This window comes from Nitrospirota bacterium, from assembly GCA_026387665.1.
Classification (GTDB): Bacteria; Nitrospirota; Nitrospiria; order Nitrospirales; family Nitrospiraceae; genus Palsa-1315.
In genome coordinates this window covers 114,418-136,319 of sequence record JAPLLG010000003.1, presented here as the reverse complement: position 1 = coordinate 136,319, position 21,902 = coordinate 114,418, and the positions used below count along the sequence as shown (strand labels likewise).

Below are 21,902 nucleotides of genomic sequence, written 5' to 3'. Positions count from 1 at the left end.
AAAAAGCCACTGAGATGACACCAGCTGCGAGTCAGACGATCCCTCTCTCGTTCGTTGACTTCAAAAGAATGCTCCCGATACAATCTCGGACTTTTTCACTGCTATCTTAATAGCCCCACGACTGGTTTCGCTCTATGAAGAACAAAAGTATCGGAATTCTGACCAAGCCGAAATTCCCCGAAATTAAAAACACTCTGCAGGATGTGGTCGCATGGCTCAGGGCTCGAAGTATTAATGTCATCTTGGACACGACGTCGGCGGCCCTGCTGGGCGAGCAGGGGGGCGTTCAGAAAACCCAGTTGGCGAGCAAGGCGGATGTGCTGCTGGTTCTGGGCGGTGATGGGACGATGCTGAATGCGGCAAGACTTGCCGGGGAGCGAAGTATTCCCATCCTGGGCGTCAACCTTGGGGGATTAGGATTTTTGACCGAGGTCCGACTGGAAAACTTGTATCCCTCGCTTGAGCGGGTGTTTGCTAATGACTTCGTGCTCGATGAGCGGCTCATGCTTCAGACGCATGTCCACCGACATGGCGAAACCGTCGCGCGAGGCGTGGTGTTGAACGATGTCGTGATCAGTAAGGGGACGCTGGCCCGGATGATCGAGTTGCGGATTTCTATTCAAGGACAGTTCGTCACCAATCTGCGTGGCGATGGAGTGATTGTCACGACACCGACCGGATCGACCGCCTATTCCCTTTCAGCCGGCGGACCCATTATCAATCCGGCCGTGCAATCGCTCATGGTCACGCCGATTTGCCCCCATACGCTGACCCACCGCCCGCTGATCGTACCGGCTACGGCAGAAATCGAGGTGACGCTCACCAGTAAGGACGATGGCGCGATGGCGACGCTGGATGGTCAGGTTGGCGTGGCGATGACACAGGGGGATACGGTTGAAATCAAGATGTCCGAATACCGGACGAGACTCATCCGTTTTCCGGAAAGCGGTTACTATGAAGTTCTGCGAGAGAAACTCAAGTGGGGGGACGGGTAACCGTTCGGCCGACTGCCCTAGTTCCTAGGAATTCCCCTTCTCGATCAATTCGATCATTTCCCGGTTGCTCGCATACTTAAACTCCCCGATACAGTCTGTCTCACCCTGGTGCTGTTTCTCGATCGATTCAAGTACGCGGAGTCCCTTTACATCGACCGGGTGGCTCTTGCGCGACTTGAGGATCGTGGCGAGCTTGTCGAGGACAACTTTTGCGTTGACCGGTGTTTTCGCCGCAAGGTAGCGGCTGACGACTTCCGCGCACCAATCCCCGTCTCGTTTGGCAATGCCGACTAAGCCTTCGCTGGCTTTGCGCGCCCAGCCGGCGAGAAAGACGCCGTCGATAACCTGGCCGGTCGTTTCGTTGTAGGCCTGGAAGAGCGCGTCGTCCGGGTCGTTGCCGGTCTTGTTGGGGTTCGTGACGAACACGCCATTTTTGTAGGGAAGACCCAAGGCGGCATCGACTTTATCTCCGACGGCGAAGACCACACTGTCGCAGGCGAATTCGTAGGACTGTTTGAGTCCGACCGCTGCCGTGTCGTCCCCTTTAGGCTCAAGCTTGTTCTCTTCCAATTCAAGGCCGCGCACCCGATTGTGTTCGTCGACGAGAATGCGTTTCGGCGAGGCGAGAAACCGGAAGCCCATCTTCGTGTCGCTGACTTTCGGTTCGCATTTGGTAAACTCGTCCGTCAAGCCTTTCTGCACGTCATCGGCGTTCTGTCCGACAGCCGCGAGGCGATCCTTGATCCGGACAAATTCCGTCGCGATCCCCTCCAGGTCCATATTGGCACAGACCGAGCGGATTTCTTTCGGATTGTATTTCCGTTCGACGGGACCGCGGCGCGCGATCGCTGTGACCCGCTCGACCTTTTTGTAATTGATCAGCCACCGGGCGATATCGACCATCACGTCGCCCACGCCGATGATGCCGACATGTTTGCCCATCTCAAAGGGCCGATCGCCGTAGCCTGGCAGCCGGTTGAAATGGAAGACGACATCTTTTGCGTGGAACACGCCCTGGGCAGAGTCTCCCTCAACGCCGATGCTTTTGGTCCCCTGCGCGCCAGTTGAAAAGACAATGGCGTTCGCGCCGAGTCCACGGAGGTCCTCCACCGTGAGGTCTTTGTCGTTCCCGATTGTGACATTGCCGAAATAATGGACGTTGGGCTGTTTAAGCATGTCCCAGTATTGCTTCTTCAACCCCCCGCGCAATTTCAGCTTCGCGGGGAAAATCCCATATTCAGCCAGTCCACCGAATTTGATATCTCGATTTAGAACGATCACCTCATGGCCTGCCTTCGCCAGGCTGCTGGCGACGGCCATACCGGCCGGCCCGGCGCCGACCACAATAATCACCTGCGAGTTCGTTGCGCTCATGCGTTGTTTCCTAGATAAAGTGAACAGAGAAGTGAGGAGAACCTCAACAGTTCCGCGGACGTTAGCATAGGGACTTTTCGGCTGTCAAAGCTCTGTTTATCCCCCTGCACTGCCAACTGGCCCGCCTGGTTCAGTCATGCGCCAGGGGTCGAGCAGTCGGGTCAGCCGCTTCTCCGACAGGACTTTTTGTTCCTTGGCCATCTGCCGCACGGTCTTACCGGACTTGTAGGCATCCTTGGCCAGTTTCGCGGCCGCTTCGTATCCGATCTCCGGAGCCAGGGCCGTGCACATGGCCAGACTTTCCTCGATCAAGCTCCGGCAACGTTCCTCATTGGCTTTAATCCCGTCGATACACTTGACTGCAAAATTGTTTGAGGCGGTTGAGAGGAGCTCGATGGATTGGAAGAGATTGTAGGCCATGACCGGCAACATGACGATCAGTTCGAAGTTGGCCGCCTGCCCTCCCACTGTGACCGTCACATCGTTTCCGATCACCTGGGCGCAGACCATTGTGACGGATTCGGCAATGACCGGATTGACTTTACCTGGCATGATGGAGGAGCCAGGCTGTGTTTCCGGAAGATTGATCTCCCCGAGCCCGCAGCGAGGACCGGAGCCGAGCCAGCGAATGTCGTTGGCGATCTTCATAAGGCTCCCGGCAATGGTCTTTAACTCTCCGCTCGCTTCGACCAAGGAGTCCTGAGCGGACTGTGCTTCAAAGTGGTTCTTTGCTTCCTTGAAGGTACAGCCGGTTTCTTTTGAAATGATGGCCATGACCTTGGAGGCGAACTTCGGATGGCAATTGAGCCCTGTGCCGACTGCGGTGCCGCCGAGCGCGACTTCGCTGAGGGCGTCTTGCGCGCGCCGGACCCGTTGAATGCTTAATTCGATTTGCCTGGCATAGCCGCCGAATTCCTGGCCTAAGCGCACCGGCGTCGCATCCTGCAAATGGGTGCGGCCGATCTTGACGATCTTGTCGAACTCCTTGGCTTTGCGGGCCAGCGCCTTGTGTAAGCAGGTGAGGGCTGGAATGAGCTGCCGCTCCATCATCTCCCCGGCGGCGATATGAATCGCCGTAGGAATGACATCGTTGCTGGACTGGCCCAGATTGACGTGGTCGTTGGGATGCACCAGCTTGCTGCCGCGCACTCCGCCCAACAGTTCGGTCGCGCGGTTTGAAATTACCTCGTTGGTGTTCATGTTCGTCGAGGTGCCGGAACCGGTTTGAAAAATGTCCACGGGGAACTCGGCGTCGAGTTGGCCCTCGACCACTTCAGTTGCGGCCTTGGTGATCGCATCGGCCGGTTTCTTGTCGAGGAGGCCCAGGGACTGGTTGACGGTCGCGGCGGCCCGTTTGAGCATCCCCATCGCCCGGATCATGGCGCGGGGAAACCGCAAAGAGCTGATGGGGAAGTTTTCGATGGCGCGGGCGGTCTGCACACCATAATAGGCTGTGATCGGCACAGCCAGCTCGCCCATGGTATCTCGTTCAATTCTGGTCGCAGGGGATGACTGAGTCCTGGTCTTCTTCATGGATACTACTCCGGTGTAAGAGTGCTAGCTGTCGCGGGCGCCATAATAAACTCCGGTCCCCTCCTTGCACAAGGGTTTGATGATCAAGGACGTGCGATAGTGGAAAGTTATCGGCGCGGCATAGCGAAAAAAAGAAGAGGCCCGCCGGAGCGGGCCTCTGTTCAGCGGGAATGAGGTGATTGCCAATTAGTCGACTTTGACTTCGATCGCTTTCGGTTTTGTCTTTACGGACTTGGGCAGCTGAAGATTCAGGACTCCATCCTTGAATTCCGCCTTCACCCCCTCCTCATCCACGAGATCGGGCAAGGTGAAGCTTCTGATGAAGCTGCCGTAGGAGCGCTCTACCCGATGGTATTTTTTGCCCTTCTCTTCCTTCTCATATTTGCGCTCACCCTGAATCGTGAGGACTCCGTCTTCGACCGTCACCTTCACATCCTCTTTCTTTACGTCAGGGATTTCCGCTTTGATCTGATACTCCCCTTCCGTTTCGCTGACGTCTACGGAAGGCACCCAGTCGGCCACGATCATGGTCTCCTTGTTGGCGCCATTCGTCTGAGGCAAAGCCGGACGCCGAAACATCCAATTCAACTGACTCGATACATCTTCAAGGTCACGAAACGGATCCCACCGTACGAGTGTCATGGCAGACCTCCTTCTTATTTCCGGTCATTGTTTTCAGTAGCGTATGTGTGGCGCGCGCCGATTCGCCTGTCTGAGGAAACAGGTAATTCCGGTTGCGGCAGAGTCAAGGGGGCTATTGGCGCTGTTCGATCGGCACGTAGGACTGGCCATGTTCGCCGGAGTAAATCTGGTCAGGACGGAACAGTTTGTTTTCGCGCAATTGCTCCAGCCAATGGGCCAGCCACCCGGAGACCCGGGCCATTGCGAAGAGCGGCGTGAAGAGATCGGTTTCGATGCCCATCTTCTCGTAGATGATTCCGGAGTAGAAATCGACGTTGGGATAAATTCCCTTTCCCTGTAACAATTCTGCTGCGACCCGCTCGACTTCGAGGGCAATTTCATAAAGGGGGGAACTGCCGGACTCCTTGAAGAGTTGTTCGCAGAGACCTTGCAAGACCGTTGCGCGGGGATCCTTGACCTTGTAGACCCGGTGACCAAAGCCCATCAGCCTCTGTTTCGTGCGGATCTGTTCTTCAAGGTACGAACGGGCCTTCTCTGGCTCACCGATCTCCTTCAGCATCTGCACGACTTCCTCATTGGCTCCGCCATGCAGCGGACCCTTCAAGGCCCCGATGGAAGAGGCGACGACCGTATAGGGGTCGGCCAGCGTCGAGGCTGTGACCATGCCGGTGAAGGTTGAGGCATTCATCGTATGCTCGGCATGGAGAATCAGGCAGTCGTCGAACAGATCGGCCCACAAGGGACGGGGCTCCGTCTCGGTCAGCATGTAGAGGAAGTTTTCTGAAAACCCGAGGTCGTCGCGCGGCGGAATGTACTCGTTCCCCTGCCGCAGGCGCGCCCAGGCTGCGACGAGGGTGGGCAGTTTGGCCACGAGGCGGACAGCAGACCAATAGTTATTCTCGATATCCTGCACATTCCGGCCAGGATAAAACATGCCCAGGGCTGCGACTGACGCTTGCAAGGCGTCCATGGGATGGCCCTGCTCCGGCAGGCATTTCAGCAAGTCGACGATTTTGAACTTGATGCGGCGGTGATGAACGATGTCTTCGTGCCATCGCGCGAGCTGCGGTTCTGTGGGCAGATGCCCGAACAGCAAGAGATAGGCCGTTTCGAGATAGGAGGATTTCAGGCACAGCTCTTCCACTCGGATGCCGCGATATTCCAGCAGGCCGCGCTGCCCGTCCACGTCGCTGATGGAGGATTTGGCTGCTGGCACGCCGGCGAGCCCCGGCATAAAATCCTGTGGCATGATCGCGCTCCTTTACCTAAGTGGTAGGATACAGGAAGAGTCGAAAAAGTCTATCATGTTCAGGGAGGCAAGATCTTGAAATGACTCCGGTCGGTTGGCATACTGATATCGTTCACTGCCTGGGAATCGGAGAAAGGCCTATGTCCCTTCTGCTGTTGCTCTTCAGCTTCATCGTGATGGGGTCAGCTTCCCTGGCCCAGGCAGACGGCGAGATCCTCGGTTTTGCCGTCGTGAGCGAGGCGCCGAAAGATAAGGCGCGGGTGGCGGCAAGGGTTTCGGTGAATGACGCAGTGTCGGACATAAAGCTTCTCGCGTCGGACACGATTCTAAATAATCTGATTTGGAAAAAACTCGAAATCTGCCATGCCATGAAGCTTCAAGGGTATAAAGTCGCGGAAGGCTTTCAGGTGGTCACGGTGCATGTGATCGACGCCAGCATGTTGCCGATGTCGCTTCAGTCTTTTGCGGGCGATTGCTTGATTAAGAAAGCGCTCGAGATCGCGCCGATGGTCGATTAGCCTGGGCCGGTTAAGCCGGCCGGCATTCCGGGCAGGCAGTGGGCTCTTCCGGCGCGTCACATTCGTCGGCAGTGAGGGGAAAGAGCTGTTCGCATTGCCGGCAGGGGCGAATTTCGAAGTAGGCGATTCCCTTGTCGTCGATGTCGGTGGGTAAGAGCAGTTCCAGCGGGTCATAGCCGATTGCGCCGCCGTCTGAGAACTTGACGAGTGCCAGGCGATCGTTAAAGACTTCGAAGATCCCTTCCTGACCTTTTCTTGCCAAGACATGCCCAAGGACGAAGACCGGCTGTCCTTTTCGTTTCGTGCGGAGGTCTCGTAGGGTATGCTGGCTGTCCGTGGCGCATGAGAATTGTCCGGTGGAGCTCGTTCCGAAGATGGGTGTCAGCATAAATGGGCGTTCACGTGAATAGATTGAGGATGATGTATCACAGGGGTAAAAATGGCGTCAAGGCAAGCAGGACGCTGAGACAAGGAGTGTCGCATGGCCGAGGTGACGATTTATCAAAAACCGACCTGTAGCACCTGCCGTCAGGCGGTGCAGTTGTTAAAGGAGAGCGGCCAACCCTTCACGGCCGTCAACTACTACGAACAGCCCTTCACTAAGGCCCAGCTCAAGGGCCTCTTGAAGAAGGCGGGGCTGGCGCCGAAAGACATTCTACGGACCAAAGAAGAGATCTATAAGGAGCTCGGGTTAGCCAAAAAGACCCTGTCTGATGATGAATGGCTCGATCTGATGATCGCCCACCCGGACCTTATTCAACGTCCGATTGTCGCAAAGGGCGAACAGGTGATCCTGGCCAGACCGGCTGAGTCGGTCAAAGAATTACTGTAACCACGCGTCAACTTGCAGCCTTCGAGTGATCGTCCTGCGCCATCTTGAGGGCGCCGGAGGTTCGGTCGACCGTAATGGTGACCGCTCCATCCAAGACTTTGAGCAATAGATCTCCTGCCAGTTGTCGTCGCCAGCCACGGAGGATGGGCACATCGAGGGTGGCCCGATTCTGCTTCGCTTCCACGAGCGTTTGGAGGTCGGAGCTGGTGGCGAGCATGGTGGGGGCAATCCCCTCCTCTGCTGCGCGGGCTTTCAGCACGGCTTGTAAGAGCTCGACGATGCCGGTCGATTCAGGGTCCGGCTTCCGTTCGCGAGGAACTTCCGGCCAGGCGGTGGGTGGAAGTGCCAATGCCGAGGTGATGGTGGTTAACAGTTGCTCTCCATGGCGGTCCACCTCCGAGGAATGGACGCCGCGGAGTCCACGGAGCTCACTGACCGATTTGGGCGGATGCCGCGCCAGTTGCAACAGCACTTCGTCCCGCATGACCCGCCCGCGCGGCACGTTCCTCCGTCTGGCTTCCGCTTCGCGCCAGGCAGCCAATTCACGAAGCACCGCCGCCCCTTTGGGCTTAAGCGTGTCCCATCCGCGAATGCGCTGGTAGCGTTCTTGTGGTTCCCGGCTCTTTTCTCCCACCGCCGTTTCCAACCGCGCAAATTCCTCACCGACCCATTCCAGCCGGCCAAGCGAATTCAGGCGATCCTGCAGATGCGTATGGATCGAGAGGAGGAATTCAACATCTTCCAAGGCGTACGCGATTTGGTCATCCGAGAGGGGGCGCGCACTCCAGTTGGTAAAGGTATGGGCTTTGGCTAATTTTGTGCCATGGAGCCGCTGAACTAAGCCAGCATAGGCAACTTGAGCTCCGTACCCGACCATCGCTGCGGCGATCTGCGTATCGAAGAAGGGCTTCGGGATCTGCCCCGCATGAGTGGCAAAGAGATCGAGGTCTTGTCTCCCGGCATGGACGATCTTTTCGATCTTGGTATCGCAGATGAGTTCCCAAAAGGCGTCGAGCGATCCTTTGGCCTGGACGGCGGGAAAGTCGATGACGGCAGCGGTCGTGGCGGTGGCGACTTGGATCAATTCGAGTCGCGGGACAAAGGTGTCTTCTCCGACGAACTCCGTATCCAGGGCCAGCCGCGGACTCTGCCGCAGCGTCTGGCACAGGGTTTCAAGGGCAGACTGGTCGGTCACATACAACATCGGTGGTTTGGGTGTCACAGGTCTCTCATTCGGTTGGATTGTAAGTATGGTCGGGGGATCGCGGAGGCTCCACATTGCTGAGGCTCAAGTATTCTTTTAAAAACTGGTAGGCCTCCAGCATGCGGCGTAATTCCGGCTCGGCGCTACGGTCTCCGTTATTCGAGTCGGGATGGAGTTGCTTGGCTTTCTGACGGAACGACGCGGTGACCTCGGCGAGCGAACTGCCGAATTCCACGCCCATTGCGGCATAGGCGTCCATGGCGTTGTTGATGCCGCTCACTCCTTGCGAGAGGTCGCCGCCGCCTGCGGCTTTCAACATATCGGCCAGACTGACTTTCTTGCGCCGGCGACGGGGTCGCTCCCGAATCTCGCTATCGAAGTCGTCCCAGCGGTCTTCGACGAACTCCAGGCGGGATTCCAGCCGCATGGCGCCGGAGAGATCGCGGATCTCCGCCAGCTCCTCTTCGATCTGGATCAGAGACTTGATGATTTCCTCCAGCCCCTCTTCGACGCGGAAGAAACTGTCGACCCGCTCCTGCATCATCGTATCGACGGCGAGCTCCAGACTTTCCTCAGCCTTCGGGCGCAAGGAATCGATCCGTCGTCTCATGCCGTTTTGAAACTTGATGTATTTGCTTTGTGAAAACGCCATATGAGTCAGCTTTTCTCCCGGAGGCGCATTGTAGCACAGCCTGGTCGCAGGCCTGAAGAGCAGCGGACTCTGCCGGCATTCCATCAAGAAAGCGAAATAGGCGGTTGACAATAGGGCCTGTTTTCGATACCGTAGCGCCCGTTTGCCCTATGTGAAGGGTAAGCAATATTCACACTAACATTTAAAGGGGGTGACATATTATGAAGAGCATCTTGATGGCAATCATGGCAGTGGCAGTGGCAGTGACGTTCAGCGCTCCTTCCTTCGCGGCTGAAGAGAAGAAGGCGGAGAAGAAGGACGAGAAGAAGGGCGGCCACGTCCTCGTGTACGGCGAAGAGAAAAAGGCGGAGAAGAAGGACGAGAAGAAGGGCGGCCACGCTGACACGTTCGGCGATAAGAAGGACGAGAAGAAGAAGGACGAGAAGGGCAAGTAATCACGACACATGTCGTTTGTCTGATCAGACAAGCCTGACTTGAACGATTCTGAGGGGGCCTGTGATCTCACGATTGCAGGCCTCTTCCCTTATCTGCTCGTTGACCCCTCTCAGATTCCGATGCTACCGTGGAGCCATGCATACTCCACGGGAATCAGCCCAGACGAATCGCCTCATTCACGAAACCAGTCCCTATCTGCTCCAGCATGCCTCGAATCCCGTCGATTGGTACCCCTGGGGACCGGAAGCTTTACAGGCTGCGAAAGAACAGAACCGTCCCATCCTGCTGTCGATCGGTTATTCCGCCTGTCACTGGTGCCATGTGATGGAGCGGGAGTCGTTCGAAAACGCAGCCATTGCGGCTGTCATGAACCGGCATTTCATCTGTATCAAAGTCGATCGAGAGGAACGCCCAGACCTCGACGAGATCTATATGCAGGCCACGGTGACCCTTAACCGCGGCCAGGGTGGCTGGCCGATGACGGTCTTCCTGACGCCGGAACAGGAGCCCTTCTTTGCCGGAACTTATTTTCCGCCTGAGGACCGTTGGGGCCGGCCCGGTTTCCCCAGTCTGCTCAAAAAAATCGCAGAAGCCTGGGAGAAGGATACGACAGGCCTCAGAAACCAGGCGCGGCAATTGACCGATCGGTTGAAGAACGAACTCAAGGCTGTGTCCCCCGTTTCAGTGAGTGTCTCTGTACTCGATGAAGCCGTGACGCAATTCCGAAAAGACTTCGATGACCAGCATGCAGGATTCGGCAGCGCGCCGAAATTCCCTCCGTCAGCAGGCCTGTCCTTGCTCCTCCGTTGTTACCGTCGAACCGGCGACAGTCATACCTTGCAGATGGTCACCCGCACGTTGGATGCGATGGCGGCTGGAGGGATCTATGACCATATCGGCGGAGGCTTTGCGCGCTACTCCACCGACGAACGGTGGCTGGTCCCCCATTTCGAGAAGATGCTCTACGACAATGCCCTCCTGGCCAAGACCTATGTGGAAGCCTATCAAGTCACGAAGCAGGCTTCCTATCGCCAGGTCACGACGGAGGTGCTCGACTATATTCTCCGCGAGATGACCGACCCGGCCGGTGGGTTTTATTCCGCCACGGATGCGGATTCGGAAGGGATCGAGGGAAAGTTTTTCGTGTGGACGCCGGCGGAGGTCCAGGCCGTGCTGCTGAATGAGGAAGACACTCGCCGGTTCTGCGCCTGTTACGACATCACCGATGAGGGCAATTGGGAGCATCACAGCATCCCCAATCGGCTGCGTCCCATTGAGGCCGTGACCAAGGAGCTGGACCTCACCCTCGATGAACTGCACGAGACGATTCAGCGCGTGCGTCCCCTCCTCTATCGAGCCCGCCAACAGCGAGTGGCTCCCGCGCTCGACGATAAGATCATCACGGCCTGGAACGGCATGATGATTTCGGCGATGGCCGAGGCAGGCCGTGTGTTAGGGGTCAGTCACTACATCGACGGGGCTATGAAGGCGACAGACTTTCTTTTACAGGTCCATCGAACTTCTGATGGCAGGCTGCTCCGCACCTCGCGGCAGGGCAGAGCCCATCTCGACGGGGTCCTGGAGGACTATGCCTATCTAGCAGAGGGATTGATCGATCTCTATGAAGCCTGCGGACAGGAACGGTATCTCACCGCTGCTCTTCAATTGGGAGAGACAATGGTGGGCTCCTTTCAGGATAAAGACCAGGGAGGCTTTTTTACTACCGCTGAGGGACATGAAACGCTGATCATTCGCACGCGTGAGGGGGCCGATGGTGCGACGCCCAGCGGCAACTCCGTGGCGGTCTCAGCCCTCGCCAGGCTCTCCTTCCATTACGATCGACAGGACCTGCGAGAGGCAGCAATTGGAGGGATTCGCGCCTATGGCCGCCAGATAGCCCGGTATCCGAGAGCCTTTGCCAAGAGCCTTGCCGTGGTGGATTTTTTGGCAGAAGGGCCGATTGAATTGGCTATTGTCGGAGCGCCCAACGATCCAGGGTTGAAGGCCTTGCAGCTCGCCGTACGCGACGCGTTCCTGCCGCACCGTGTGATTGCCTCCAGCGAGGGAATAAGTCAGTCGTCTAGCCATCCCCTGCTCGCAGCCAAGGGCTTGGTGGAGGGAAAGGCCGCTCTGTATATCTGCCGGAATTTCTCCTGTCAGAAGCCCATCACAGATCCAGGGGAGGTCACAGCTGCGCTCCTGTCTGCCTCGCGGCGAGCGGATCAGGCGGCCCCACAGCCTCTCTTGCAAGGGACAGCGCTCCCAGGATCTGCCAGTCCTGAAGGAACGGCCAGATATGTTGGGCGCATCCTGAGTCAGTCAGGCCCTGACAGCCACATGGAGCATGGTTATGGCCGGTTCGGTGGCACGGGACTCACGACCTCCCGATTGGGGTTCGGGACCTATCGAGTCGATACGAGGGAGCCGGAACATCGAGAATCCCTCAAGTACGCGCTGCGAGAAGGGGTGAACCTGATCGATACCTCGACGAATTATATGGACGGAGACAGTGAGCGATTGGTCGGCTCTGTCTTGGGCGAGTTGATCCAGAGCGGAGAGCTGGCTCGTGACGAGGTGATCGTCGTCACAAAAATCGGCTATGTGCAGGGGCAGAACCTGAAACAGGCTGAGGCCCGTGAACAGGCCGGGCACCCCTACCCTGAGATGGTGAAATATGGCGAGGGCATCTGGCACTGTTTCCACCAGGAGTATTTGGCAGACCAACTTACTCTCTCGCTAGACCGGCTGGGCCTGGCCACGCTCGACGTCTGTTTGTTGCACAATCCTGAATATTTTCTCTCCGAGGCCGCGCATCACGCTGGGGGAGATCTCATGGCGACGCGGGAGGTTTTTTATCGCAGGCTTGAACAGGCCTTCACCTTTTTTGAGTCACAAGTGGCGGCAGGACGAATCCGTCATTACGGCGTGTCCTCGAATACAGTTACAGAAGATTCATCCAATGCAGAAGCCACGTCGCTGTCTCGTATGTGTGAGGCAGCGAAAGCTGCCGCAGCGTCACAAGGGATGGATCGTCACCATTTCGCAGTGCTGCAATGTCCCATGAACCTCTACGAGGCAGGTGCTCTGCTGACGCCCAATACGGGAGTGGAGCAACGGGAAACGGTGTTGGCAGTGGCGCAGCGGGAAGAGATCGCGGTGCTCGTCAATCGTCCGCTCAATGCCATGCCGACCCAAAAAAGCGGCGTCATTCGATTGGCGGATTTCCCGCTCGAAGGCGAGCCGGTGGATTTCGACCGGCAATGCCAGGCCGTGGCGGCGCTGGAAGACGAATATCGCAAGTCCATTGCCCCCAGCCTTCAGCATAATGGCCAAGGGATGGCTCCGGCCGACTTCTTCACCTGGGCCGCTGAGCTAACCAGGATACGGCCTCACATCCAGGGGCTGGAACATTGGGAGCAGATCGAACAGCAATTGATCGCCCCCCAGATGAATCAAGTCATGCAGGCTCTCTCTCGACACTTGACTGGTACGGCAGCCGAGCAGTGGGATAACTGGCGCGATCGCTATGTGCCGCAGTTACTGACCCTGTTGGGAGGACTTCGCAGAGAGGCCACAGAACGGAGTCGCGCGAGAACTGCTTCTCTGTCGGCGGCCCTCGATCCCCTGTTGCCAGAAGCAAAACGCAACGAATCGCTGTCACGAAAGGCCCTCTGGGTGCTGGCCAGCACTCCTGGCGTGACCTCCGTGTTGAACGGGATGAGATCAAGAATCTATGTCGAGGATTCTCTGGCGGTCCTCAAGTGGGAGCCGATAACGACCGTGAAACCGCTCTATGACGCAGTGACGCCGCGCTAAGCATCTGAGGATGGCAGAAGTTAGAAAGTGACTTGTCGCAGATTCTGGCGGTTGGCAGTAAACCAGTGCATGGTTTTCTTGAGCCCTTCCTTGAGTGGATGTTTCGCCTGAAAGCCGAAGAGCTCTTTGGCCCGACTAACATCTAAGCACCGTCGAGGCTGCCCGTTGGGCTTGGTCTTGTCCCATTCAATTTGTCCGGTGAAACCGGCTTCTGCGGCAATCATCGTGGCAAGATTGCGGATCGTGACTTCCTCTCCTGTCCCCAGGTTGACTGGTAGGCTTCCCTCATAATGTTCCGCGGCAAGCAGGATGCCTTCCGCTGCGTCCTCCACATACAAAAACTCGCGAGTCGGAGATCCGTCCCCCCACAGGGTGAGGGTGGCTTGACCTGTTTCCTTTGCGGTCACACATTTGCGGAGCAAGGCCGGGATGACGTGAGACGTTTCCAGGTCGAAGTTGTCGCGAGGGCCATAGAGGTTCACCGGGAATAATACGATGGAATTGAATCCATACTGCTCGCGATAGGCCTGCGACTGGACCAGCATCATCTTCTTGGCGAGACCGTAGGGCGCATTGGTCTCTTCTGGGTATCCATTCCAGATGTCGTCCTCTTTAAATGGGATGGGGGCAAACTTAGGATAGGCGCAGATGGTACCCAACGCGACGAATTTTTTCAGTCCCCTCTGGCGCCCAACCTCGATGAGCTGGGTGCCCATCATCAGGTTGTCGTAGAAGAATTTTCCCGGGTTGGCTTGGTTCGCGCCGATTCCTCCGACCCGTGCAGCCAGATGGATAACCATGTCAGGGGTGTGATCGCTATAGAGCTGCTGCACCGCTTCCATCTGCACGAGATCATAATCCTTGCTGCGGGGGATGAAGATATCCCGGCAGCCCTTGGCGCGCAGTTGCTCCACGACAAATGAGCCGAGAAATCCGGCTCCGCCCGTGACGACGACTCGTGTATCGGCCCACAATGACATTATTACCCCTTTACCTGAGTGCCTTCGAGCCGTTCACGTTCGATGGCAAGATCCGCATCGACCATCATCGCCACTAACTCTTGAAAGCGGACTTTCGGTTCCCATCCCAAATCCCGTTTGGCTTTGCTCGCGTCGCCGATCAAGAGATCCACCTCGGTGGGACGATAGTATTTACTGTCGATCTTGACGTGCTTCTGCCAATCCAGTTGAAGCCGCTCAAAGGCCAATTCCAGAAACTCGCGCACCGTGTGGGTTTCGCCTGTCGCAATGACGTAGTCTTCCGGCTTGGGGGTCTGTAGCATCATCCACATGGCTTGAACATAGTCTCCGGCGAATCCCCAGTCTCGTTTCGCGTCCAAGTTGCCGAGAAAGAGCTCATTCTGAACGCCGAGCTTGATCCGCGCCGCTGCTTTCGTGATCTTGCGCGTGACGAACGTCTCGCCGCGCCGGGGCGATTCATGGTTGAACAAAATGCCATTGCAGGCAAAGAGGTCGTAGGCCTCCCGATAATTGACCGTAATCCAGTAGGAGTAGACCTTGGCCGCCCCATAGGGACTACGGGGATAGAAGGGCGTGGTTTCGCGCTGGGGCACGTCCTGGACTTTGCCGAACATCTCGCTGGAGGAGGCTTGATAAAATTTCGGTTTCAACCCTGACTCGCGAATGGCTTCCAGGAGGCGGATCGTCCCGAGTCCGGTAATTTCGCCGGTATATTCAGGGATATCGAAACTCACGCGCACGTGGCTTTGCGCCCCCAGATTGTAGATTTCATCTGGCTGGACCGTGCGGATGATGTGGTTCAGCGAGCTCGCGTCATTGAGATCGCCATACACCAGATGGAGCCGTCGATGCGGCACATGCGGGTCTTCATAAATGGGGTCGATCCGTCCCGTATTGAACGAGCTTGATCGTCGAATAATGCCGTAGACCTCGTAGCCCTTCCCGAGAAGAAACTCCGCCAGGTACGACCCATCCTGGCCTGTAATCCCGCTGATCAGCGCTTTTTTCACAAGACCACTCCTTAGTTGTGGCAAAAAGAGGCTGGATTATCTCTCGATTGCATCGCATTGTCTACGAATGAGATCATCGTGATGATTTCGCGCCCCTCTGGCTGTTTTTGCACGGGATCTTCACCTAACCCCATATTCGAATCATTTCCTGTCCTTCCTCCTGCAAAGTTAACAATTCTGTAACAAGACTGTCATCTCGCCACAATATACCGGGGCTATCGTTCACATCAGACAAGGCATGGGATGAACCCAAACAGGAGGAACAAGGCATGATGATATGTAGTGGAACAAAGGCCTGGCCGAGGCAGGCAAACATCCTCAATATAGTTGTGATGCTTCTGATAGCGCTCTTGCTGACTGCTCCAGACATTCATGCTGAGCAAAGTGGTCCTTTTGCCAGCCTGACGGTGGATGCAGGACTTGCTCCGTACAGCCCGCAAGCCCAAGTGACAGGCGCCTTGAGAATTCAGGGTTCGGACACCATGTCTCCCCTGATGACTCGCCTGGCAACCGAATTCCAACGGCGTCAGCCGCAAGTGACGGTGAACGTCAAAGGCGGCGGGTCAACCAAGGCAGTCGCAGAATTCTTGGAGATTCCGATACCCGGCAGGATTATCCTCAAAGAAGAACGGACAAATCAGTTTCTGCTCGTAGCCACATCGCGTGAGCTGCTGGATGCAGAGATCAAACAGTTCGTCTCGCAGCACGGCTACGAACCCCTCGCAGTCCCGGTGGCCGTCGATGCGGTGGCCCTCTATGTACACAAGGACAATCCCTTGCCGGGCCTGACATTGGATCAGGTCGATGCGATCTTCTCGACGACGCGGAAACGCGGGTATAAGAACGAGCTCAAGCAATGGGGGCAGCTCGGGCTGGGCAATGGTTGGGAAAAAGGTGAGATCCAGCTCTATGGCCGCGACAGAAAATCTGGGACCAGGGCGTTTTTCCAAGAACACGTGCTCGCTGGTGGAGAATTCGCGCCTCAGTTACAGGAACAGCCTGGCGCAGCTTCCGTTGTGTTAGCGTTAAGCCGGGACCAGTTGGGTATTGGATATAACGGGCTCGGATTGCAGGCCTCCGCTGTGCGCATGGTTCCGCTTGCTGAGAATCAAGGGATGCCCTTCATTCTTCCTTCGTCCGCGACCATCTCAGACCAAACCTATCCGCTGCGCCGCGTGCTCTATGTGTATCTCGACAAGTCGCCGAAATCTCCTCTTCCTCCAGCGGCGCAGGAGTTTCTGACCTTCATCACAAGCAGAGAAGGACAGGAAGCCGTTGTGCGGGCAGGGTTTTTCCCTCTCCCCACGAACCAAGTCACGAAGAAATTTTTGTCACTCGGTACCACTCCAACGCCTGGCACAACTACCGGCCAGTAGCTGACCGCCCCTTCCCCTAAACTGGCCCGACCCTAAGATACAGGGTCGGGCCGATGACCCACCACGCGATTGTAGACGAACGAGACCTGAGGAATTGGTCTGCTCGGATTCCAGTCCCGCATACCGGTGCTTCCACCAGGAGAATGGCTGCTCAGCATTCCTGAGGTGCGGATAAGCTCGGGGACGGGTGTGCCCCTCTCCGCATCTCCGCCTGCTTGAGCACCGCTACAATCTGCTCGACACGGAATCCTGGAGGATGCTGTGAAACGAACTTCCCCATCGAAGGGCAAATGATGCCGGAAACTCTACTTCAAATCGGTGACAAAATTGGAGGGATGAACCAAATCCGAAAAGCTTCGTCTCGCTTGGTGCCACGCGAACGCCTGGCACAGCTGCCAGCCAGTAGCGGCTGGGCGGGATTGAGTCAGAAGGAGCTGGGAGATTAGGGAGTGGGAGACTTGCGTGGTGTCCGGCTTTTTGACTTCGCTTTCTCACGCTCTTGTTGCAGCCGCGCTAGCTCCGCCTTGAGCTCCTTCATTTGTTTCGCCTGTTCGTCCAGGCGTTCACGGAGATCGAGATTGGAGCGGGTCAGTTCACGAAGTTGTAAGCGCTGATCGTCAGTGGCAGTTGGCGCAGCGGCGGAATTGGTTTGTGGCGAGAGCTGAGTTGGCGTGGTCGCTGGTAGTGGCACCAGCGCTCGGTCAGCTCGTGCCGGGGCTGCCGTTTTTCTTAGGGCGATGGCCTCGTTGATGTTCAGCGAAATATGGACGGTCTCGAAGGGGCTCCAGCGAGGTTCCTCAAAAGACTGAACCGCCGCGGCCTGAACGGGACGCAGGGTCCACAGCTTCATCCCTTTGGTATCCCGGAGGTCCTTCTCCTCCCCTCCTCCTGTGTCTGCCTGAATAAAGGCGGCATGGTCTGTCACTACGAGATGGAGGTAGGGGCCGCGGATGAACAGCATTCCCGTTATTCGATCGGGGTTATAGGGTCGCTCTTTATTCTGTAGTGAGAACGACACACGTTCCGTTGGACCGGCTTGCCCAAGCGCCGTCGCTATTGGATCTGCCAGCCTGTCCAATTCGTCCGGGCTGAGGAACGGGATGGGTTGAGGATTTTGGACGAGTCCCACGATCGTGCCGCTCCAGCCACTGATTTGAAGGCTTCCCAGTAGCAGGCGCAATTCGTTCGGGGACAATGTTGCAGGGTGGTTGTTCCGTGCCGGTGGTGTTGAACGGCTGATGGTGGGGTCCGCCTGAATCCCCACCTGAACCCCTTGTTGATCATAGAGGACGCGCTCGCCTGTCATCTCTGCGCAGCCTGACAGTCCTACGGCAACCAGCGACCAGCCCAAAGTACGGAATAGATGGTTCATGAGGTTCCTTCAGCGCCGTTCAGATGGTTCACAGGCAAACTGAATGCCCCACAGCCGGTCGGTGCCCATCTGGCCGCGCCAGATACGATCCGTTGCCTGGTTCACTTTGGGGAGTTCGCCTTCTTTGACGTTTCGTGATCCCTGAGGACATTTCTCGCGGATGAGGCGCAGGGCGTCGCGCCGACCTTCTGAGGAAAGGACATCCGCATCTGTCTGGATTGGATACGAGACCAGGCCACCGGTCGGGCCGTCATGAAGGAGTCTCGCCTCGTGGCCACAGCCTGAGAGTCCAGAGCCAAGAGCGAACACGCAAATGAGCGCAACGAATCGTGGGGTAATCATCAGACCTTTTCAGTGCAGGATTTCTGCCATCATAAGTGAGAGCGACTGTGGTCCACTGCTAGGGTGCGTTGGTACAGAACGTATTTTCTTCCAGCGGCTCATATCCTCCCCCAAACGAGGGGAAATCGGCAACCTCACGTCCGCCTGTGTTCCAGATATGGAGACAGCGCGCGGCGACAGAGGGAAGACTGCGTTGAACGTCATCCACCATCACGACTTTGGCATTCTGTGTTGCCCCTACGACAACCAGCCGGTTTCCCGGCTGCAGTGAGCTCGGGTCAATCTTGCCTTGGTACGACACCACGAATTCCCCGCTTCGTTTACCATTGTCTTTCGGACCGTAGGCTGGGTGTTCCACGATCGGGAGTTGGACCACGACTAGCACCACTCCCCCCTCTTTCGCTTCTGTTTGAATAATCCGTCCGCCGAGTTCGATCTTTTGGTCAGGTTTCGCATTCGGCGCCATGCGCCAGGCCATAAAGTCAAAATTCTTGTCGACTCCCTCCATCACATGAGGCGGAAATACCTGGGCTGGCGCGCAGGCGCTGATCAATAAGCTGCACAGTATAATCACCATTCTATGTTTCATGTTCATGTGTATTCTCCTTACTCCTTGTTGTATCCCATTGCAACGTTGAATCCATCGCACATGTAACCACGTCACATGAACCGGATTTGGAACTGGACCAGCAAGGCATTTTGCGCAAAGGGATCGCTATTGGGGACAGAGGTCCCAGGGCCGAACCCCTGATGATGCCGAAACTCGTAGTTGAGTTGCACCTTGGATTGGGCTTTCGGAGGGAAGTTTTCGAAGTAATAGCTCAGCCCCAGAATCGTCCTGGTATACATATCGTTCGACATGGTGGTGTTGGGATCGAACTGCTCGTACATGACCGTAGGCTCAAAATTCTGCAACGGCCCATCGGTGATGAGATACTTCGTCAATACATACCAGGTCCGTCGCTGCATGCCGGGTGCCCCCGAGCCCCCGCAACCGATTGGACAGGATCCATTGGCGCCTACCCCGACTGTGGTGGCATTCGCGCCATCGTGCCCTTGCCACCATTCGCCTTGGATCATGAACCCAGGCAAAAGCTTGGACGTATAGCGGCCGTCCAGACCGTAGCGATCAAAGGCGCCTTTCCCACGGCCATTGATATTCGTATTGGCGTTGTTAGACTCTCCCTGAATGGTCGTGAAGCTGATAAAGGATACGTCTGTCCCGAAGAGACGGACACGGGAGTAGAATGCCTTCGGCCCATTGGCCCCGGTGGCATTGGCCTGAAAATTATTGTTATTCATGATACCGGCCACATATTCGAGACGATTGGCGATCTTCCCCCGCACATCCACAAAGTAATCGCGCTCTTGCAAGAAGTCGATCTGTCCACCGGTCCCTCTGTTATTCTGGCCTGGCCCCCCGGATCCACCAACAGACGTGAGGTACGGAGAGCTGATGATATCGCGCAATCCGCCTGACGTTTCCGTGAAGATGCCGAAGGGCATCCGGAAGATGCCGAGACGGAAGTAGTTCAGATTGGGAGCCCAAGACTGCACGGGCCGGAAGTCGATGTACGACTCACGGAAAAATGTGGAGGACGTCGGCACACCTGTTGCCCCAGCGGTACTTGGGGTATTTGATGTGAGATTAATGCTCTGAAACTCCATTAAGGCGTGCCAACGTGGAATGGTGTCGCTGATCTTGCCCCAGAATAACAACTCGGATCGGCGGATAGAGAAATTATCCTGACTCTTCCCCTCCGCGACATGGGCTTCGTTGCGGGCGTAGAGGAATTGGAGCGCGTTGAGGCCGAAATTCACCTTGTCTCTGAGCATCGGCAACAATTCCGTTTTCGACTTCCAATCTTCGATCGCATCAATACGTTTCACTTGATCGGCCGATTTATATTCCTGCTCGGCTCGAATTTGAATCCACTCATCCATCGTGATCTGGCCCTTCTGAAGCAGCAGATCTTCGACCGACGCGCCTGCAGGAGGCAACTCTCTGGTCCCCGGCAATCCTTGTCCATTGCCGGCAGCTTGTGAGACCAGTACCTCTGGCCGCACAGGGCCCTGGCTGTTCTGTGCCTCCACTGCCCAGGCGGAACTCACGCATGTGCTGAGCACGATAGCTCCGACGAGGCTCCTGATGAGGGTCACGCGCTGAGGGGTCTCCATACCTGTATCCTCCTTGTCATAAATGTGTGCTGCTGTACTGGAGACAGGTGTAACGATTCGACATCACGGCGGTATTGCCGCAATGTTACAGACTTGTAAAGAATTTTGGCAGTCTCATGGCAGGCTAAACTCCTGGTCGAGGAAAGACAATTGATGAAAAATGAGCATTTTCCATGCGAGTTAACACAAAGTTTACATATCTGTGACAGCGCCGGAATGGCCCGTCTGTAGATTCACGACCAGATGAAGCGAACTATTTCAGAGAGCCAGCGGCACGAAAATGTGCCACAAGGCTTTCGATGGATGGGAGGAACGCACATGCTCGTTGTACGGTTTGTGGGCTATATCGCGATGGCTGGGTTTCTGGGAGTCGTCGGTTCAGGGAGTCACCTGGCACAGGCTGAGCAAACGGCTCTCATTAAAGTCGATGGGTCGAGTACAGTGTATCCCCTCACGGAGGCGGTGGCGGAAGAATTTCAGAAAGCGAACCGAGGGCACATACGAGTAACCGTGGGCATCGCAGGCACAGGGGGAGGATTCAAGAAGTTCTGTCGAGGTGAAACGGACATTGCGGATGCCTCTCGACCGATCCTCAAAGAAGAAATGGCCCTCTGTCAGAAGAACGGCATTGCCTATTACGAACTGCCCATTGCTTTCGATGCCTTGACGGTAGCGGTGAGCCCGAAGAACACCTGGGTCACCTCGATGACGGTTGAAGAGCTCAAGAAAATCTGGGAACCGGCCGCGCAGAGCAAAATCACCAGATGGAACCAGATCCACTCAGACTGGCCTGACGCACCGCTCATGCTCTTTGGCGCCGGCTCCGATTCCGGCACCTTCGATTACTTTACCGATGCGATTGTGGGAAAGCCCAAATCCAGCCGTGGCGATTACACCGCCAGCGAAGACGATAACGTGCTCGTTCAGGGGATCGAAAACAATAAGCATGCATTAGGGTACATCCCCTTTGCTTATTACGCCGCGCAGATGAAGAAGTTGAAAGCGGTGGCCATTGTCGGAAAGAGTGGACCGGTGCTGCCCAGTGCGGAAAGTGTCATCAAGGGCAGCTATCAGCCCCTCTCGCGTCCCCTCTTCATCTATGTCAGCGAGGCGGCAGCCAAGCGGACAGAGGTCAAAGACTTCGTCGTCTACTACCTGACGGAAGGCCCCAAGCTGATCGCAGAAGTCCGGTATATTCCGTTGCCGGAACAGGCCTATGGTATGGCGCGTGAGCGATTCACGAAAGGCGTCCTAGGGACCGGATTCGGCGGGGTGCCTGAGGTCGGACTGGCGGTTGAAGAAATCATGAGTCGCCCCCCCAAACAGTAGAGTTCCATGAGGCTCCTGTTGCAGCTCTGATTCTGGGGGCATGATGAAGAGGTCAGTCTGTTGAT

At 56.5% G+C, this 21,902-nt stretch carries 19 protein-coding genes; 7 read left to right on the top strand and 12 right to left on the bottom strand.

Features of this window, described 5'->3' with window-relative positions:
* The first annotated feature begins 134 nt into the window (after window positions 1-134).
* On the top strand, window positions 135-995 hold the full coding sequence (locus NT179_01300; protein MCX5720652.1) for an NAD(+)/NADH kinase: 861 nt from the start codon (window positions 135-137) through the stop codon (window positions 993-995).
* A 24-nt stretch (window positions 996-1,019) separates the two neighbouring features.
* Here the strand turns inward: NT179_01300 and NT179_01295 are convergent, their stop codons facing one another.
* The 4 genes from NT179_01295 to NT179_01280 form a co-directional block, all read right to left on the bottom strand.
* Complete coding sequence (locus NT179_01295) at window positions 1,020-2,369, bottom strand: FAD-dependent oxidoreductase (protein ID MCX5720651.1); 1,350 nt, start codon at window positions 2,367-2,369, stop codon at window positions 1,020-1,022.
* 96 nt (window positions 2,370-2,465) lie between these two features.
* Window positions 2,466-3,902 carry a class II fumarate hydratase gene (locus NT179_01290; GenBank protein MCX5720650.1) on the bottom strand — a complete coding sequence of 479 codons (1,437 nt, stop codon included), beginning with the start codon at window positions 3,900-3,902 and terminating at the stop codon, window positions 2,466-2,468.
* A gap of 186 nt (window positions 3,903-4,088) precedes the next feature.
* A complete protein-coding gene (locus NT179_01285; protein ID MCX5720649.1) occupies window positions 4,089-4,544 on the bottom strand; it encodes an Hsp20/alpha crystallin family protein in 456 nt (151 codons plus the stop codon).
* Window positions 4,545-4,656: 112 nt separating this feature from the next.
* Window positions 4,657-5,796 (bottom strand): citrate synthase, encoded by a 1,140-nt coding sequence (locus tag NT179_01280; GenBank protein ID MCX5720648.1) that lies wholly within the window; start codon window positions 5,794-5,796, stop codon window positions 4,657-4,659.
* Window positions 5,797-5,933: 137 nt separating this feature from the next.
* Here NT179_01280 and NT179_01275 point away from each other — a divergent pair, with 137 nt between their 5' ends.
* Window positions 5,934-6,311, top strand: coding sequence for a hypothetical protein (locus NT179_01275; GenBank protein MCX5720647.1), 378 nt, complete (start codon window positions 5,934-5,936; stop codon window positions 6,309-6,311).
* 10 nt (window positions 6,312-6,321) lie between these two features.
* On the opposite strand, the gene NT179_01270 is transcribed toward NT179_01275, so the two are convergent.
* A complete protein-coding gene (locus tag NT179_01270) occupies window positions 6,322-6,699 on the bottom strand; it encodes a hypothetical protein (protein MCX5720646.1) in 378 nt (125 codons plus the stop codon).
* Between the two features lie 93 nt (window positions 6,700-6,792).
* Here NT179_01270 and arsC point away from each other — a divergent pair, with 93 nt between their 5' ends.
* Window positions 6,793-7,143: an arsenate reductase (glutaredoxin) gene (gene arsC, locus NT179_01265; protein ID MCX5720645.1), complete on the top strand. Its 351-nt coding sequence runs from the start codon at window positions 6,793-6,795 to the stop codon at window positions 7,141-7,143.
* Between the two features lie 7 nt (window positions 7,144-7,150).
* On the opposite strand, the gene rnd is transcribed toward arsC, so the two are convergent.
* Window positions 7,151-8,365: a ribonuclease D gene (gene rnd / locus NT179_01260; protein MCX5720644.1), complete on the bottom strand. Its 1,215-nt coding sequence runs from the start codon at window positions 8,363-8,365 to the stop codon at window positions 7,151-7,153.
* A 7-nt stretch (window positions 8,366-8,372) separates the two neighbouring features.
* On the bottom strand, window positions 8,373-8,999 hold the full coding sequence (locus tag NT179_01255) for a J domain-containing protein (GenBank protein MCX5720643.1): 627 nt from the start codon (window positions 8,997-8,999) through the stop codon (window positions 8,373-8,375).
* A gap of 200 nt (window positions 9,000-9,199) precedes the next feature.
* On the opposite strand from NT179_01255, the gene NT179_01250 reads away from it, so the two are divergent.
* Window positions 9,200-9,433 carry a hypothetical protein gene (locus NT179_01250; GenBank protein MCX5720642.1) on the top strand — a complete coding sequence of 78 codons (234 nt, stop codon included), beginning with the start codon at window positions 9,200-9,202 and terminating at the stop codon, window positions 9,431-9,433.
* Between the two features lie 136 nt (window positions 9,434-9,569).
* Window positions 9,570-13,250, top strand: a complete 3,681-nt coding sequence (locus tag NT179_01245; protein ID MCX5720641.1) for a DUF255 domain-containing protein — start codon at window positions 9,570-9,572, stop codon at window positions 13,248-13,250.
* A gap of 20 nt (window positions 13,251-13,270) precedes the next feature.
* Here NT179_01245 and NT179_01240 read toward each other — a convergent pair whose 3' ends face one another.
* A complete protein-coding gene (locus NT179_01240) occupies window positions 13,271-14,230 on the bottom strand; it encodes a GDP-L-fucose synthase (protein ID MCX5720640.1) in 960 nt (319 codons plus the stop codon).
* 2 nt (window positions 14,231-14,232) lie between these two features.
* Complete coding sequence (gmd, locus tag NT179_01235; protein MCX5720639.1) at window positions 14,233-15,240, bottom strand: GDP-mannose 4,6-dehydratase; 1,008 nt, start codon at window positions 15,238-15,240, stop codon at window positions 14,233-14,235.
* A 332-nt stretch (window positions 15,241-15,572) separates the two neighbouring features.
* Here gmd and NT179_01230 point away from each other — a divergent pair, with 332 nt between their 5' ends.
* Window positions 15,573-16,616, top strand: coding sequence for a PstS family phosphate ABC transporter substrate-binding protein (locus NT179_01230; protein MCX5720638.1), 1,044 nt, complete (start codon window positions 15,573-15,575; stop codon window positions 16,614-16,616).
* 442 nt (window positions 16,617-17,058) lie between these two features.
* Here the strand turns inward: NT179_01230 and NT179_01225 are convergent, their stop codons facing one another.
* The 3 genes from NT179_01225 to NT179_01215 all read right to left on the bottom strand — a co-directional run bounded on the left by NT179_01225 (window position 17,059) and on the right by NT179_01215 (window position 20,508).
* Window positions 17,059-17,988 (bottom strand): hypothetical protein, encoded by a 930-nt coding sequence (locus NT179_01225; GenBank protein MCX5720637.1) that lies wholly within the window; start codon window positions 17,986-17,988, stop codon window positions 17,059-17,061.
* A gap of 400 nt (window positions 17,989-18,388) precedes the next feature.
* Window positions 18,389-18,925, bottom strand: coding sequence for a Slp family lipoprotein (locus tag NT179_01220; protein ID MCX5720636.1), 537 nt, complete (start codon window positions 18,923-18,925; stop codon window positions 18,389-18,391).
* Between the two features lie 65 nt (window positions 18,926-18,990).
* Window positions 18,991-20,508, bottom strand: coding sequence for a hypothetical protein (locus NT179_01215; GenBank protein ID MCX5720635.1), 1,518 nt, complete (start codon window positions 20,506-20,508; stop codon window positions 18,991-18,993).
* A 318-nt stretch (window positions 20,509-20,826) separates the two neighbouring features.
* Between NT179_01215 and NT179_01210 the strand changes: the two genes are divergently transcribed.
* Window positions 20,827-21,837, top strand: coding sequence for a PstS family phosphate ABC transporter substrate-binding protein (locus NT179_01210; protein MCX5720634.1), 1,011 nt, complete (start codon window positions 20,827-20,829; stop codon window positions 21,835-21,837).
* The last annotated feature ends 65 nt before the right edge of the window (window positions 21,838-21,902 follow it).